Genomic DNA, 16,279 nt, shown 5'->3' with positions numbered 1-16,279 from the left:
TGGCTGACGCCTTGTTGGCTTACTCTAACGGCTACTCTGGATGTCGAACACCTTCTTGCCATTGACCCAGGTCTGGTTCACCTGAGTTTGCCATAGCTGCTGCGGGTCCATGGTGAAGGGATCGCTTTCTAAAAGGATGAAGTCGGCCTTCATGCCGGGCAGCAGTTCGCCTATCTGGGTTTCCTGATGGGCGGCGTAGGCGGCGTCATGGGTAAAGCTGTTTAGCGCTTCGGTGAGGCTCATCTTCTCGGCAGGATACCAGCCTAGCTCTGGGCGGTTAGCATGATCCTGGCGGGTGATAGAGGCGTGCAGACCAAAGAAGGGATTGGCCGACTCGATGGGAAAGTCTGAACCTGCGGCAATCACCGCGCCGCTATCCAATAGCTTACGCCAGGCGTAGGCGCCCTTGATCCGCTGCGGGCCGACCCTGTCTTCGGCCATGTTCATGTCGCTGGTGGCGTGGGTTGCCTGCATGGAGGCGATCACCCCAAGCTCGGCAAACCTGGGAATGTCGCTCAGCTGCAGTATCTGCGCGTGCTCGATCCTGTGTCTCAGCGCCTTGGTGTGGGTCTTGGCGATCAGACTCTGGTAATCATCCAGTACCAGCTTGTTGGCGCGATCGCCAATGGCATGGGTGTTCACCTGAAATCCCGCTTGCATCGACTTCAGCATCAAGGCCTTCAGCTCATCTTCCTTGTAGAGCAGCAGTCCCTTATGGCCGTGCAGATCCGAGTAGTCCTGTAGCAGTGCGGCGCCGCGGCTGCCCAGGGCGCCATCGGCGGAGATCTTCACGCTGCTGATATCCAGCATGCTGCCAGGATGGCGATAGGGGCCCTTGGCCAGAGTCTGGTCGAACTGGCTATCGTCGGCGGCGACCATGGCGTAGATGCGGATCGGCATCTGCTTATCGTCCGCCAGCTGGCGGTAGGCGGCGAGGGTATCGTGGCCGACACCGGCATCGTGCACACTGGTGAGGCCGAGACGGGCGAGATCTGTCATGGCCGCACGTAGTACGCGGGCCTGCTCCGCCTGGGTCAGTGCCGGGATCTGCTGTTCGATCAGCGCCATGGCATTGTCGATAAACACGCCGCTGGGTTGTCCCTTATCGTCGCGGATTATCTCGCCGCCGCTGGGGGCCTGAGTGTCGCCATTGATGCCCGCTAGCTTCATGGCGGTGCTGTTGGCCCAGCCGGCGTGGCCATCGACCCGTCTTAGCCACACGGGCGTGTCGGGAAAGGCCTTATCCAAGGCTTTGGCGGTGGGGAAGCTTTTCTCTGGCCAGAGCACCTGGTTCCAGCCCCGGCCCAGCACCCAGTTAAGATCCCTGTTTTGCTTTCTAAAGGCCTGAACTCTCTCTACGGCTGCTTGTTCAGACTCGCTGCCCTTGAGATCGACCCGTATAAGGTTTAGCCCCCAGCCGAGCACATGGCCATGGGCATCGATGAGTCCGGGCAGCATGGTCTGCCCCTTGGCATCGATCACTTTGACGTTAGTGGATTGCGTTTGCAGTTCACTCGGCCGCTGCTGGTAGATCTTCTCTATCTTGTCGCCATTAAAGGCGATGGCGCTAAATTGGGTCAGCTTGCCCTGCTCTAGGGTGTAGCCCTTGAGGTTATGGATTAGGGTGGTTTGTGCGAGGGTGCTGCCAGAAAGCAGCAGGCCAACGGCGAGGCTTACTTTAGTTAGGGTATTCATATTATTGGTTTTTTTAGGTTGTTATTGGTTTCATACTAGCAGCTTAAGCGCCGCTGGCAAACTAGCCATAGGTAGTGACTGGTACGCGCCAGGATAGCCTGAGCTAAAGCCGCAGTAGCGGCCTTAATTGCTGATGTTTAGTCGTTAACGGCGCGGATGTGGGGGCTTTCGGCTTCGGCCACGACCCGATTGCGCCCCGTGTGCTTGGCCTGATAGAGGGCGTTATCGGCGCGGTTGACCAGAGTCTTGGTCGTGTCATCTTCCCTGAGCTGGGCGGCCCCCAGGCTGATGGTGAGAGACTGGCCATCAAACTTCTGGGCGGCGATATCCTGGCGTAGCTGTTCGGCAACGGCGACACAGAGGGAGAGTTGGGTCTCGGGCAGCAGGATCACGAACTCTTCGCCGCCCCAACGGGCCAGAAAATCTCCCTCACGGCAGAGGCTCCTGAGGCTGTCGGCCAGCTGGACCAGTACGCGATCGCCGGTCAGGTGACCGTGGGCATCGTTAATCTGCTTGAAGTAATCCACATCCAGAATCAGCAGGCTAAAGGGAGTCTGTCGGTGACGGCTCTGCAGCACATACTCCTCCAGCGTGATGTCGAGCTTCTCTCTGTTGTAGAGACCGGTGAGTTTGTCGGTCTCGGCCAGTTTCTGGATCTTGGCGTTGCGCTCGCCCAGCTGACGATAGGCCGAGGAGCGGGTGCCCTCGTAGAAGCGAAACAGCAAGATATGGGCAATCGATACCTCGATGACATTGAACAGGGCGCCCATGCCGAAGGTGACGGGCCTAGCCTCCTGGATCTGGTTATAGACGATATAGGCGCAAACCCCGAAGGCGATTAGAGAGACCAGGCTGCCTCGTTGCCGTCCGAGGAGGAAGAAGGCGAACGGCGGGATCAGGGTTGCCCAATAGAGGGAGTGGGCATAGCCGCCCACCGAGGCAACGAACAGGAGGATCAATCCGGTGACCATCAGGGTCACCGCCCAGGAGGCGAGGTTGACGTTGGCGGTGCGGTTGAAGAAGGCCAGAATCGATAGGGAAAGCACGAAGCCGCTGGCGTCCAGGGTGGCGTACTCATAGCTCTCGAAATAGAAGATATTGAGCAGGGTAAGCACCAGGAAGAAGCTGCTGCTGAGCAGCAGGGTATGGCCGATCAAACGGGTGCGCCAATAGTCTCTGTGCCCCGGTGGATATTGGGCAAAGTCTTTGTACCAGTACTTTAGCATGATGTCCCTTTCCTCACTGCGTCAGAGGATTATTACCCAAAATTAAGTAGATTAACAGTGGCTTATATCGAGGTGATTTTTCGGTTGGTTTTCGCAATCTTTTACTCCTGACTAGCTAAGGATTGATGACGCCCCGTTAGGGTCTATGCTAGGGTGAGCGCCAAGGGGAAGCGGTTTAACGAAAGATATTAGCGGACATTTGCGCTAAGCGGGCCGCTAGGATTTTGATGGGGTTAGAAAGGCGATGACGGCATTCTTGCTACAAAGATGGAGTGAGATAAATTGGCAATTTGGTGGCGCCCAGCTGCTGACCATGGCCGTGCTGGCACTCTGGCTTTGGGCCATCTGGCCGGTCGAGGATGTGAAGGCGCTACTTAAGGATAAGGCGCTGCAGACCCGCTTACTGCTGGCCATCTTCTTCGTCAATGCCCTCTGGCTCATCGATGCCAGCATCACCCCGGGGATTCATGCCCACTTTCTCGGCCTGGTGACTCTGATGCTGATGTTTGGTTGGCGCCTGGCTACCCTGGCGCTGCTGTTGCCGGTCGCCTTCTTCGCCACCTTCATGCTCAAGTTGCCGCTGGATTTCGCCATCTATGGCCTGGTAGCTATCGCCTTGCCGCTGTTTCTCAGCTATGTGGTCTACAGTCAGGTGTTTAAATATCTGCCGCACCATCTGTTCGTCTACATCTTCTGCGGCGCCTTCATGAACGCCTTCCTCTGCATAGTGTTTCACATACTCAGCTGGTCGACCTGGCTCTACCTGACGACCGACTATGACTGGGCCTATTTGACGGATAACTACCTGCTGCTGATCCCGCTGCTGGCCTTCCCCGAGGCGCTGCTCAATGGCATGGCGGTGACCCTGATGGTGGTCTATCGTCCCGAATGGCTCTATGACTACTCGGACAGAACTTATTTCTAAGCACCTGTTGTAAAGATCCTGTGAGAACTCCCTGTTAGCTTGATTTTAATCAAAGGTTATCAAGATGATGGTTTAAATGTTTCAATTTGTAACCTTGGGGCGTTAGTATGCCTCCTTGTGCTCCCCGAAGGGATTTACCTTCGGGGCGTACGGGGTCAGCCCAGGCCTTAGGCCGGGCTCAATAATAAAAATACTAGAGTGAAAATTTACGATGGATATGTATAAGTTATCAACGGCTGCGTTAGTGGCTGGCCTGGCTTTCAATGCCAATGCCAATCTGCTGATCAGCGAAGTGTTATACGATGCGCCCAACAATGACAGCGTCGAAGAGTATGTCGAGCTGTATAACGCCGGCTGCAGCAGTATCGACTTGAGTCAGTACCAGCTCAGCGACAACGGCAGCAGCCAGGCCTTGCAGGGCATGCTTGCCCCAGGCGCCTACTATACGGTGGCGGCCAACCAGGCGGGCTTCTACAGCCTGTTCAACACCAATCCAGATCAATCTCCCATGTCGTTAACCCTGGGCAACTCAGGCGACTTCGTGCGCCTGTCGAAGGGCAGCGAAGAGGTGGATCTGGTCGCCTGGGAAGGCGGCCTGAGTGGCTGGTCGCTCAATGTGCGCGACGTCTCCCTGGCGCGAACCACAGTGATCAACACTAAGTCACAGGCCGACTGGAGTGCCATGGACAACGCCGGCACGCCGGGCACGGGTAGCCTGGATAGCTGCGACACCTCCGCAGGTGGCAGCGACAATCTGCTGGGCAATGGTCAGCCAAAATCTGACCTTAACGCCGCCAAGGGGCAGACTCTCAGCTACCTGTTCGACCTTCCTCAAGGGGCGAGCGATGTGGTGATCACGATGAGTGGTGGCACAGGGGATGCCGATCTCTATCTGCGCCAGGGCAGCGAGCCTACACTGTCAGAGTATGACTGCGCCCCTTATCTTACCGGCAACAACGAGCATTGCAGCGTCACCACGCCTGTGGTCGGGCGTTACTATGTGAACATCAATGCCTATGAGGCCTTTAGTGGCGTGTCGCTCAGCCTAAGTTATAACGTGGCGAGTGGCGGCGATGGTTCTGGCTCTGGCGATGGTTCAGGTAGTGGCTCGGGCACTGGCGGTGACGGCTCGGCCGGCGACAATGGCGATTATGTCTATACCAGCTACTATGGCGATGCGATAGGCAAAAGCGGCGCGGCGCTAAAGGCCAGCCTGAATGGGATCATTAAGGGCCATACCCGTTTCAGCTATAGCCAGGTGTGGGATGGACTTAACTATGCCGATGAAGATCCGGCCAACAGCAACAATGTGATCTTGCTGTACTCGGGCCGCTCTGAGCCTAAGACGAATCGGGCCGGATTGAGTACCTCACTTGATGCCTGGAACCGTGAACACGTCTGGGCCAAGAGCCATGGCTTCCCTAGCAGCAGTCAGTATGCCTATACCGACCTGCATCACCTGCGTCCGGCAGATGTTACGGTGAACAGCAGCCGCAGCAACAAAGACTTTGCCGCCGGCGGCGATGAGATCTCAGAGGCGCCGGGCAACTTTACTGATGCCGATAGCTTCGAGCCGCGCGATGAGGTGAAGGGCGATGTGGCGCGTATGGTGTTCTATATGGATGTCAGGTATGAGGGTAACGATGCCAGTGGCACGCCGGATCTCAGCGTGGTGAGTGGTGTTACCGGTAATGGCGAGGCTCTGCTTGGGGATCTCTGTACCCTGTATCGCTGGCATCAGCAAGATCCGGTCAGCGACTGGGAGCGCCGCCGCAACAACCGTGTATTCGAGTGGCAGAAGAACCGTAATCCTTTCATCGATAACAGCAGTTGGGTGAGCGAGATCTACGGCGCATCTTGTCCCTAGGCTTAGTTAGCGTACCTGTTTGATGAAAAGCGCAGCCTCAAGGCTGCGCTTTTTTATGCCCATAAAGGACTACCAGAAATAGCCATAGCTGAGACCAACCACGTTGAAGCCATCGTTCTCGCTGGCAAGATTGGCGTTAGAGTAATGGTTGAAGGAGATCCCGAGCTTGTGGTGCTTTTGCAGTATCACGCCGGCGCCTAACTTGTCTTCGAATTGCCAGTGGGAGCCCAGGCTGCGGTCAAGGTAGTGCTCGCTGTCGATATAGGTGATGCCTATGCCTCCCTCGAAGTAGAGGCTGAGGCTCTCCAGGGGATATTGATAGCTGAGCACTGGGATGAGTGACACGCCATGATTGTCCCTCGGGGTGTAGTCTTGCCAGTAGTGGTAGGCCAGCTCCAGATTGATGCCGAGGTTGTGGCGGGTCAGCAGATTGTCTTGCATGGGGATAGGATAGACCAGGGCGAGTCGGTGGGCCCTGGCGTTATCCGAACCATGCCATTTGGGGTTGGTTTGCCCCAGGCTGTAGCTCAGGCCCCAATCGGCGAATGCCGATAGCGGCAAGAGTGAGAGGCCCAAGATAATAAACAAATTTTTCATTGGGTTATCCTTAGAAGATGTGGCCTTGTCAGGAGATTAGCTAAAGCCCTGATGCCGGCCGAAAGCCGCTAATGCAAAGTCGATAAGGTAAGGCCGCTAAATTAAAGTCTTTAGAGCAAATCTCTTAATTAAAGCGCTTAAATTAAGGTTAGTCTAAATCACAGAGCCTCTCGTTAAAGTGCCCCAATCCAGGTCTGGCGAGTGTCATCTCCCTGTCGCATTGTCAGGCTAAGTTAAGCCCATGGATAAGCAGTGTTAAGCTGGGGCAATGAGCCGGTTCTCCTTCGAGCATGCCTTCGAGATAGATACCCTAAAGCGGCTGATCGCCCAGCATCAGGCGCATTTTCGGCATCGCTCACTGCTGGACTTCTACTACCGCGGCGAGGCGCTATCGGTAACCGCCATCGAGCTGGGGGCACAAGAAAGCGACGCGCCCTGCGTGCTCTTTGTCGGCGGGGTGCATGGGGTCGAGCGTATCGGCGCCCAGGTGGTGCTGGCGTTTCTCGGCAGTCTGCTTAACCGCCTCGACTGGGACACGCACCTGCAGGCGCTATTAAGAAAGGTAAGGCTGGCCTTCGTGCCTATCGTAAATCCGGCGGGGTTCTTGCGCGGCAGTCGTGGCAATGGTCAGGATGTGGACCTGATGCGCAACGCTCCCATAGAGGCGCAGGAGGGAGTCACCTTCCTGGTCGGCGGGCAGCGCTTCTCCCGTCATCTGCCCTGGTATCGCGGCGAGGCGATGGCGGCGGAAACCAAGGCCTTGATAGACTATGTCACCTCGCTACAGGCGCGCAGCAGTAGCCTGCTGGCGCTCGATGCCCACTCGGGCTTCGGGCTCAAGGATCACCTCTGGTTTCCCCATGCCCACACCCGCGAGCCATTTGCCGGCATAGGCTATGTCTATCAACTGCATAAGTTGTTTGAGAAGGGTTATCCCCACCACGGCCACTATCAGCTGGCGCCCCAGAGTCATTTCTATCGCACCCACGGCGACATCTGGGATTATCTGGTGACTCAGGTTGACGGCAAGACCCCCTTCGTACCGCTAACCTTAGAGATGGGGTCATGGGCCTGGGTGCGCAAGAATCCGCGTCAGCTGTTTAACTTTCCCGGCTACTTCAATCCTCAGGCGCCCCACAGACACCACAGGATCTTGCGTCGTCATGTGGTGTTGATGCAGTTTCTGCTCGACGCCGCCTACGGCAGGGTGCTGGAGCGCCTCTCGCCGTCCGAGCTGTCAATGCTCACCGCCGAGGGGCTGCGGCTTTGGTTTAATCGAGGAGCAAGATGACCACCTGGGTAATGCTTAGAGGCTTGATGCGCGACGAACGCCACTGGCAGGGCTTTGTCGAGCGCCTGATTGCTGCCGGCGAGCGGGTGATCACAGTGGATCTGCCCGGTAATGGTCGCCTGACATCTGAGCTAAGCCCCACGAGTATAGAGGCCTATTGCGACAGCGTCTGGGGCCAGGTATTGCCCCATATCAATCCCTTTAGGGGCAAGTCTGTGGTGCTGATTGGCCTCTCCATGGGGGGCATGACGGCGCTGGCCCTGGCCAGTCGCTATCCGGATCGCATCCGTCAGGTGGTGGTGCTCAATAGCAGCGCCGCCAATCTCTCCCCCTGGTATCGCCGTTTTCGTCTGCTGCCCCTGCTGAGGGCGATGTTAGGCGGAGTGCGCCTCAAGCTGACCCAGCTGGGCTCGGGTCTTAGCCTGGTGGAGGCCTGCGTGCTGCAATACACCAGCCTGTATCATGGCGACAATCTGGCGCTGATCGCCAACTGGAGCCGCTGGCGCGATGAGCGCCATACCGGCCTCTGCAACGGCGTTCGTCAGCTTATCGCCTGCGCTCGCTTTCAGGCACCGTCGCTGTCGAGTATTCCAGTGACGGTTATCTGCGCCGCCGAGGATCGTCTGGCCGACCCCCGCTGCAGCCGCGCGCTGGCCAGCTTCTACCATACTCAGGCGCTGGTGTTGCCGAGTTGCGGTCACGATATCAGCCTGGACGCCCCCGAGGCGCTGCAGGCCAGTCTGCAGGCGAACATCAAGGATGATGGTGGCCAATCGTCACATTAATGTTGTCTAACTGTCATCTGCACTGGCTAGTATCCCTGGCCGACTATGGTTAATTAAGGGAATAATAAAGTGCGAATTCAATCAGCTAATCTAACTGCCTTAGCGGGCATCCTACTGGGAAGCCTCAGCCTGGCGGCATGTAATAGCAATGATGATGACAGTCAGGAACCGAGCAATCCCCTCATCAAAGTGATGGGTATCGATAAGCAGGTTCCTGCCCAGGTGGGTGTTCGTCCCCTGTTTCTGGTGGATCAGATGGTCGACGGCGACCTTAAGAGTCAGCTGGAGCAATGCCGTCAGGGGCCTTTCTATCGCAGCGACTTTGCCATCGGCCATCGCGGCGCGGCGATGCAGTTTCCCGAGCATACGAAAGAGTCTTACCAGGCGGCCATCGACTCGGGCGCCGGCGTGGTGGAGTGTGACGTGACCTTTACCGCCGACAAGGCGCTGGTGTGCCGTCACTCCCAGTGTGACCTGGCCACCACCACCAACATTCTGGCCATCGATGATATCGCCGCCAAGTGTAGCGTGCCCTTCACCCCGGCCGATGCCGTTAACGGCGTGAGCGCCAGTGCCACCTGTTGTACCAGCGACATCACTCTGGCCGATTTCAAGCGCCTCAAGGGCAAGATGGATGGCGCCAACCCTAAGGCCACCAATGTGCAAGAGTATATGGCGGGCACCGAAAGTTGGCGCACGGATCTCTACGCCGGCGAGGGCACCCTGATGACCCACGCCGAGAGCATCGCCATGTTTAAGGCGGCAGGCGTCAAAATGACCCCAGAACTGAAGGCGCCGAGCGTGACCATGCCGTTTGATGGCATGACGCAAGCAGACTATGCCCAGATGATGCTGGATGAGTATCAGGCGGCCGGTGTCTCGCCATCTAGCGTCTATCCTCAGTCGTTCAACCTCGATGACGTGAAATATTGGATTGCCAATACGCCCGAGTTTGGTCAGCAGGCGGTCTACCTGGATGACAGATACGATCTGAGCGACTTCGACCCCCAGGACAGCAGCACCTGGTCACCCGGCATGGATAGCCTGGCAACCGATGGCGTGCAGATCATCGCGCCGCCGCTCTGGGTATTGGTTACGCTGGACGATGAGGGCAAGATAGTGCCATCGGAATATGCCAAGGCGGCTAATGCGGCGGGCCTTAAGATCATCACCTGGACCCTGGAGCGTTCGGGCCTGCTGACCCAGGGCGGCGGCTGGTACTATCAGAGCATCACCGAGGCGATCAAGGATGAAGGTAAGGCCTTCGAGTTGCTGGATGTACTGGCGAAGGATGTTGGGGTGATCGGCGTGTTTAGCGACTGGCCGGCGACCGTGACCTACTACGCCAACTGCATGGCGAAATAGACGCTTCAAGGCGATTAAACAAGAGGCGCGCTCAAATGAGCGCGCCTCTTTGATTTAGCGGTTCAGCAAAAGGCGCGGCTTAGCCGAGCGCCAGCTCCTTGGCCCGGCGGGCGGCGCTGTCCATCGCCCTGGCGACTAAGGCATCGAGATCCCCATGCTGAAAGGCCAGCACCGCCTGCTCTGTGGTGCCCTTAGGGGAGGTGACCTGATGGCGTAGATTAGCGAGTCCCTCCTTGCTGGCCATCGCCATAGAGACGGCGCCCATGGCGCTCTGCAGCACCGCCTTGCTAGCGGTCTTGGCTGGCAGCCCCTGGGCGATGGCGGCTTTCTCCATCGCCTCTAAAAACAGGAAGAAATAGGCGGGAGAACTGCCGGCGGTAGCCACTATGCTGGCCATCTGCTGCTCATCTTCGAGCCAGACGGTATCGCCGACGGCGCGCATCAACTGCTCGGCATCATCGACGGCCTGGCTGTCCAGGTGGCCCGGCACATAGAGGCCGGTGAGTCCCTTGCCGATGGCCGTTGGCAGGTTGGGCATGGCGCAGACCAGCTGAACATTTTGGGGCAGCTTGTCTGAGATGCTGGCATGGGTTAGTCCTGCCGCTATGGAGATCAGCAATTTTTGCTCGCCCTCTTGGTCGCTACGCTGTTTAGTTAGCCGATTGTTAACTTGCTCAAGCAGGGGGCGTAACTCGTTACACACCAAGGGGACGATGAAGGGTTTCACCGCCAGTATGATGATGTCGGCAAAGGCCACTGCGGCGCTGTTGTCCGAGTGCACCCTGACATTAAAATCCTGCACCAGGCGGCTGCGTGTGCGTTGGCTGGGGGCACAGACCAGGATATGTGCGCTCCTGTGGCCGTGCTTGATCAGGCCGCGAATGATGGCGCTGGCCATGTTGCCGCCGCCGATGAAGGCGATGCGTAACTGGGGATTTAACCCCGGGTCTTGATAAGAGATGTTGGGCCTCCTATGAATGTTTTTTAGGCGCGGATCTGACCGTCGCCATTGACCAGGTATTTCTCCGTGGTGAGGGACTCCAGCCCCATGGGGCCGTAAGCATGCAGCTTAGTGGTGGCTATGCCGATCTCGGCGCCCAGGCCCAGCTCGCCGCCGTCGGAGAAGCGCGACGAGGCGTTGACCATGACCACAGAGGCGTCGACCGTGCGCTGAAAGCGTTTGGCGGTCAGCTCATTTTCGGTGCAGATCACCTCGGTATGGCGGCTGCCGAAGCGATGAATATGGGCGACGGCTTGGTCAAAATCCTTCACCTGACGCACGGCGAGTTCGAGAGTAAGATACTCCTGGCCAAACGCCTCATCGCTGATCACCTGGGCTCCATTGAAGTATTGCTGGGTATTGGCGCAGCAGTTGATCTTTACCTGGTGCTTGGCCAGCGCGGTGGCCGCCATGGCGAGAAACTTGGGGGCTATCTCGCTGTGTACCAGCAGGCCCTCGAGGGCGTTACACACGCCGGTACGTTGGGTCTTGCCGTTTAGCAGCAGGACCAGTGCCTTGTCCAGGTCCGCATCCTTATCCACATACAGGTGGCAGACACCCTTAAAGTGCTGAATAACGGGCACCTTGCTGTGTTCGGTGACGAAGTTGATCAGGCCTTCGCCGCCGCGGGGGATGATGACGTCTATGGTCTCACGTTGCTGCATCAGCTCCATCAGCAGGGCGCGGTCTGGGTCTGGCACCACGGCGATTAGCGAGGCCGGCAGGCCATACTGTTTGAGGACTTTCTGCAGCACAGAGGCGATCACCTTGCTGGTGTGCAGCGCCTCCTTGCCGCCTCTTAAGATCACCGCATTGCCCGACTTGAAGCAGAGGGCGCCGGCGTCGGCGGTAACGTTGGGGCGCGCCTCGTAGATCATGCACACCACACCGAGCGGCACCCGCATCTTGCTGATGGCGAGGCCGTTAGGACGGGTACTCAGGTCGCGCTGGACACCGATAGGGTCGGGCAGGGTGGCGATGTTCTCTATTCCATGGGCCATCGCCTCGATGCGATCACCGTCCAGGGTGAGTCTGTCTATCATGGCGTGACTCAGCCCCGCCTGCTCGGCGGAGGCCAGGTCGATTAGGTTAGCGCTGCGGATCTCGAAGCTGTTGTCACGCAGGCTGCGTGCCATGTCCAGTAAGATGGTGTTCTTGGTTTGGGTGTCGACCTGGGCCAGCGTCTTGGCGGCCTGGGCGGCATCCCTAGATAGGGGTTCAATTATGCTCATATTTACTCCAATATGGCGATGTTCTCATCGCTTAAGATGGGACCGGTTTGCTGCTCGACATCGTGGGCAAAGGCTCGGTCCGGTTGCTTGGCGATAAAACTCAGTAAGCAACTGCTGTAATTGGCCTGGGCCTTCGCCAGCTTAGTGCCATCGCCTTTGCGCACTAAGATGGTGTCACCGACGGAAAAGTTGCCTTTTACGGCCACCACATCGTCGCTGGTCAGTTGCGTCTCCTGGTCGTCCAGGGGGGCGTCGAAGTTATCTTCGACAATCACTTCGCCCTGGGCCTGTGAGGTATGGGTCATCCAGTGCACATGCTCCTGCATGGGCTGGTCGAATGGGGTAAACAGGGTGCCCGGGTTCTGCCCCTTGAGCAGACGGTTGAAGGCATCGGGGTCGAAGCCATTGATGATCACCGTCTCTATGCCGTGGGCGATCGCCTTCTCGGCCGCCTCTATCTTGGTGCGCATGCCGCCGGTGCCGACCTCGCTGGTGGCTCCGCCAGCCATGGCGTAGATGGCTTCATTGATCTCGTTCACCTGTTTGATCAGCTTGGCATCATCGTGCAGCTGGGGATTCTTGGTGTAGAGCCCGTTAACGTCGGAGCAGATGATCAGGGCGTCGGCATCGGCCGCCGCCGCGACCATGGCCGACAGGTTGTCGTTGTCACCGACACGCAGTGTGTCTGTGGTGACCGCATCGTTCTCGTTGACTATGGGCAGCAGGCCGTGGTCCAGCAGGCTAAACAGGGTGTTCTTGATGCTGATGTAACGCTCGCGATCCCTGAGATCCCCATGGGTAACCAGTAGCTGGGCCGAGGGAAAGTCGAATAACTTATCCCAGGTGGCCATCATATCGGCCTGGCCCGCGGCGGCCATCGCCTTCTTCTGCGATACGCTTGGCTGTTTGACGTCACCCAGTCGGTGCCAGCCGGCGGCCACAGAACCCGAGGAGACCAGGACGACCTGGACGCCTTGGGCGCGGCAGTTCGCGATAAATTGGGCGATACCCAGCAGATAGTGGCTGCTGCATCCTTGCTTATGGGGCGCGATCAGGGCACTACCCACCTTAACGACGATGCGTTTCCAGTGTATGTTTGCCATGTTTCCCCCGCCTTATCTCTGCTCGGCTAGTTGACGCCCGGCCTCATCGAAGGTCTCTATGGTGTTTTCACATGGATCGCCATCTAAGGCGCTCACGCCCCAGATCACCAGGCTGCTGGCCATAAAGCCAGGGATCATCTCATAGAGCATGGAGCTCAGAGCCTTACCCTCGGGCAGCACGGGTGCGTAGATCCAGAAGAGTACGGTGGCGGCACCGGCGACGATACCGGCTACGGCAGCCTTATGGGTCAGGTTCTTCTTGTACAGGCTAAACAGCACCAGCGGACCGAAGGCGGCGCCGAAGCCGGCCCAGGCATTACTCACCAAAGATAAGATGCTGTTGGAGCGATCCAGTGCCAGTAGGCTGGCGACTATGGCCACCCCGGCTACGCCGAAGCGTCCCAATTTCACCATCTCCTCTTCGCTGGCCTCCTTCTTCGACACCACGCGGTAGATATCTTCGGTCAGCGAGCTGGATGACACCAGTAGCTGAGACGAGATGGTGCTCATGATGGCCGCTAAGATCGCCGCCAGCAGGAAGCCGCTGATCAAGGGGTGGAACAAGAGCTCAGAGAAGACGATAAAGATGGTCTCAGGGTCGCTCAGTTTCATGTCGAACTTGTTTGCATAGGCGATACCCACCAGGCCGGTGGCCAGGGCGCCTATGATGGTGACCGTCATCCAGCTCATGCCGATGTTCTTGGCCGTCTTGATGTCAGACACGCTACGGATCGCCATGAAGCGCACTATGATATGGGGCTGACCAAAGTAACCCAGGCCCCAGGAGAGCGCAGAGATGAGTCCAAGCAGGGTGACGTTTTGCATCGCCTCGCCGAAATGAGGGATAGACTCGTAGGCGAAGTTCATCATCTTGTCGGCGTTGCTGAACTCCTGATAGGCCACCACGGGCACCAAGATCAGCGCGACAAACATGATACAGCCCTGGACGAAGTCGGTCAGGCTGACGGCCAGGAAGCCGCCCAGCAGGGTGTAGGAGACGACGACCCCTAGGGTGATCACCAGTCCCAGCTCGTAGTTGACCTCGAAGGCCGACTCGAACAGCTTACCGCCCGCCACCAGGCCTGCCGAGGTGTAGAGGGTAAAGAAGATCACTATGATGGCCGCAGAGATGATGCGTACATTGCAGCTGGGGTCATGAAAGCGCTTGGCGAAAAATTCCGGAATCGTCAGCGCGTTGTTGGCCACCTCGGTATAGACCCTGAGCTTAGGCGCGACGATCAGATAGTTCACCAAGGCGCCAAGTAACAGGCCTAGTGCGATATAGATGGTCTCGAAGCCCACCAGGAACATGGCACCGGGCAGACCCATCAGCATCCAGCCACTCATGTCGGACGCACCGGCTGAGAGGGCGGTGACCTGAGGGCTCACCTGTCTGCCGCCCAGGATGTAGCCCGACACATCATCGGTCGAGCGGCGGTAGGCAAACAGGCCTATGGCCAACATGGCAAGAAAATAGATAGCGAGGGAGATGTAGGTTAAATAATGCATTGAGTTAGTGGCCTCCTAACGCTTTGTTATTTTGAATCCCACCGGGTTTCAACATGACAAAAAGATAGGTACTTAAGATGGCGAAAAGACAGGTGAGTTGCATGGCGTAAGTGGCCTTGCGGCGGGCGGTGTGCCACACCTGTGAGATGAGATTTTCTTCCGTTGCATTGTCTGACGACATAGTGCCCTCCCGAGCGAAGTGAGTTTTCCTTATAAAAATTAATTACACAACTAATAGTTAGTGCTCGAACTATATTAACATTCGGTCGATCTATTTTTCCACCCCGGTTTTGGATGAGGCCTTAAAGGTATCTGGTTGAAATCAGCCTGTATCCCTTGTTGGCAAAGGGATTGCTGTGGATGCGTCATAACGGAAAATAAAAACATAAAAAGATAATAAGCCTAATTTTATTAGGGCCTATAGACGGATTTGCATTGTGTGATTGCTGCCGTAAACGCGGATGAGCTTGCTAGCTACCGCTGCAATAGCGACAGGGTGTGAGTGATATCAGTGCCTAGGCTAGCTATGCAAGAGATTTGGTTAAATTCAGTATTTATTATATCTGTAACTATTTGGTTTGCGCTTTGAAGGGCGTGCCAAGCCTAAAGACCTCTGAGGTAAAGATGAATGCTGGCCTCCTGGCAGCTATGAGCTTGGAGTTGTAGCGGCTAACGGTGGAGGCATAATGGGATCTAATGCCCAAGTGATTGACCCCGATGGCTAAATCACGCTTTTCGCCTTGGCTGTTATACTCAATGAACGGCGCAAAGCGAGGGGCGGGGCATGAGCTGGCAGGATATTAAAGAGATCTTATCATTCGTTCTCTTCACCTACGGAGACTCGGCGATCACCGTCTCCCAGGTGTTACAGGTGCCGCTGCTTTTGCTGCTGGCCTGGTTTATCGTGACTCGCATCGGCAAGCTGATCCGCCGCGCCCTGTTGGCCCGTAAGGTCGCCCCGGATGCGGTGCATCTTTTCTCCCGCATCTATCTCATCCTGGCGATCGCCATCATCCTGGTGACCGGCCTGGAGATCCTCAATATTCCCATTAAGGCCTTCGCCTTCGTCTCGGGCGCCGTGGCAATCGGTGTCGGTTTCGGCGCGCAGAACATCATCAACAACTTCATTAGCGGTTGGATCTTGATGTGGGAGCGGCCGATCCGCATCGGCGATTTTCTGGAGATAGGCGAGACCAAGGGGGTGGTGGAGAGCATCAATACCCGTTCGACCCTGATCCGCCGCAACGACGGTGTGCATATGCTGGTGCCCAATAGCCAGCTGCTGGAAAATACCGTCACCAACTGGACACTGATAGACAACATCGCCCGCTCGACCGTGAGGGTGGGTGTTGCCTATGGGTCGGATGTGGAGCGGGTGGCGGATATCATCAAGCAGACCCTGGATGAGCATGAGGAGATCTTGACTACGCCGTCCCCGGTAGCCATCTTCGAAGACTTTGGCGATAACGCGCTCATCTTCGATGGCATCTTCTGGGTGTGCGCCAACACAGAGGCGGACATTCGTCGGATCCGTAGCGATATCCGTTTTCGCATCTACAAGCTGTTTACCCAGGCCGACATAGTGATCGCCTTTCCTCAGCGGGATCTACATCTGGATGGCGAGCTTAAGATAGTCAAGGCGCCGCGAGGCAACTCTGAGGATAAAGCCGCTGAATAATCAGCT

General features: G+C 57.1%; 14 protein-coding genes. 6 read left to right on the top strand and 8 right to left on the bottom strand.

The window, feature by feature from the left end:
- Positions 1 to 24: 24 nt before the first annotated feature.
- Together K0J45_RS15560 and K0J45_RS15555 are read right to left on the bottom strand one after the other, a co-directional pair.
- Positions 25 to 1,695: an amidohydrolase gene (locus K0J45_RS15560; protein ID WP_220043203.1), complete on the bottom strand. Its 1,671-nt coding sequence runs from the start codon at positions 1,693 to 1,695 to the stop codon at positions 25 to 27.
- Between the two features lie 137 nt (positions 1,696 to 1,832).
- Complete coding sequence (locus tag K0J45_RS15555; protein ID WP_220043202.1) at positions 1,833 to 2,921, bottom strand: GGDEF domain-containing protein; 1,089 nt, start codon at positions 2,919 to 2,921, stop codon at positions 1,833 to 1,835.
- 244 nt (positions 2,922 to 3,165) lie between these two features.
- On the opposite strand from K0J45_RS15555, the gene K0J45_RS15550 reads away from it, so the two are divergent.
- Both K0J45_RS15550 and K0J45_RS15545 read left to right on the top strand, forming a co-directional pair.
- Positions 3,166 to 3,846, top strand: a complete 681-nt coding sequence (locus K0J45_RS15550) for an energy-coupling factor ABC transporter permease (RefSeq protein ID WP_220043201.1) — start codon at positions 3,166 to 3,168, stop codon at positions 3,844 to 3,846.
- 211 nt (positions 3,847 to 4,057) lie between these two features.
- Complete coding sequence (locus tag K0J45_RS15545) at positions 4,058 to 5,713, top strand: endonuclease (protein ID WP_220043200.1); 1,656 nt, start codon at positions 4,058 to 4,060, stop codon at positions 5,711 to 5,713.
- A gap of 69 nt (positions 5,714 to 5,782) precedes the next feature.
- Here K0J45_RS15545 and K0J45_RS15540 read toward each other — a convergent pair whose 3' ends face one another.
- On the bottom strand, positions 5,783 to 6,310 hold the full coding sequence (locus K0J45_RS15540) for an acyloxyacyl hydrolase (protein ID WP_220043199.1): 528 nt from the start codon (positions 6,308 to 6,310) through the stop codon (positions 5,783 to 5,785).
- 268 nt (positions 6,311 to 6,578) lie between these two features.
- Here K0J45_RS15540 and K0J45_RS15535 point away from each other — a divergent pair, with 268 nt between their 5' ends.
- The 3 genes from K0J45_RS15535 (at position 6,579) to K0J45_RS15525 (ending at position 9,751) form a co-directional block, all read left to right on the top strand.
- Positions 6,579 to 7,601, top strand: a complete 1,023-nt coding sequence (locus K0J45_RS15535; protein ID WP_220043198.1) for a M14 family zinc carboxypeptidase — start codon at positions 6,579 to 6,581, stop codon at positions 7,599 to 7,601.
- Entirely contained in the window at positions 7,598 to 8,386 is a 789-nt protein-coding gene (locus K0J45_RS15530) for an alpha/beta fold hydrolase (protein ID WP_220043197.1), read from the top strand. The genes K0J45_RS15535 and K0J45_RS15530 overlap by 4 nt, the downstream gene beginning before the upstream one ends.
- A 69-nt stretch (positions 8,387 to 8,455) precedes the next feature.
- A complete protein-coding gene (locus tag K0J45_RS15525; protein WP_220043196.1) occupies positions 8,456 to 9,751 on the top strand; it encodes a glycerophosphodiester phosphodiesterase family protein in 1,296 nt (431 codons plus the stop codon).
- A gap of 79 nt (positions 9,752 to 9,830) precedes the next feature.
- Here the strand turns inward: K0J45_RS15525 and proC are convergent, their stop codons facing one another.
- The 5 genes from proC to K0J45_RS15500 are packed head-to-tail and all read right to left on the bottom strand — an operon-like array spanning position 9,831 to position 14,776.
- Positions 9,831 to 10,712: a pyrroline-5-carboxylate reductase gene (gene proC / locus K0J45_RS15520; protein WP_258406842.1), complete on the bottom strand. Its 882-nt coding sequence runs from the start codon at positions 10,710 to 10,712 to the stop codon at positions 9,831 to 9,833.
- Between the two features lie 23 nt (positions 10,713 to 10,735).
- Positions 10,736 to 11,983, bottom strand: coding sequence for a glutamate-5-semialdehyde dehydrogenase (locus K0J45_RS15515; RefSeq protein WP_220043195.1), 1,248 nt, complete (start codon positions 11,981 to 11,983; stop codon positions 10,736 to 10,738).
- 2 nt (positions 11,984 to 11,985) lie between these two features.
- Positions 11,986 to 13,086, bottom strand: a complete 1,101-nt coding sequence (proB, locus tag K0J45_RS15510; protein WP_011866810.1) for a glutamate 5-kinase — start codon at positions 13,084 to 13,086, stop codon at positions 11,986 to 11,988.
- Between the two features lie 12 nt (positions 13,087 to 13,098).
- A complete protein-coding gene (putP, locus tag K0J45_RS15505; protein ID WP_011866809.1) occupies positions 13,099 to 14,595 on the bottom strand; it encodes a sodium/proline symporter PutP in 1,497 nt (498 codons plus the stop codon).
- Between the two features lie 4 nt (positions 14,596 to 14,599).
- Positions 14,600 to 14,776, bottom strand: coding sequence for a hypothetical protein (locus tag K0J45_RS15500; RefSeq protein WP_220043194.1), 177 nt, complete (start codon positions 14,774 to 14,776; stop codon positions 14,600 to 14,602).
- A 603-nt stretch (positions 14,777 to 15,379) separates the two neighbouring features.
- On the opposite strand from K0J45_RS15500, the gene K0J45_RS15495 reads away from it, so the two are divergent.
- Positions 15,380 to 16,273 carry a mechanosensitive ion channel family protein gene (locus K0J45_RS15495; protein ID WP_220043193.1) on the top strand — a complete coding sequence of 298 codons (894 nt, stop codon included), beginning with the start codon at positions 15,380 to 15,382 and terminating at the stop codon, positions 16,271 to 16,273.
- The last annotated feature ends 6 nt before the right edge of the window (positions 16,274 to 16,279 follow it).

Origin of the sequence: Shewanella alkalitolerans (genome assembly GCF_019457575.1) — a bacterium.
GTDB lineage: Bacteria > Pseudomonadota > Gammaproteobacteria > Enterobacterales > Shewanellaceae > Shewanella > Shewanella loihica.
This window is presented reverse-complemented; position numbering and strand designations above follow the sequence as displayed.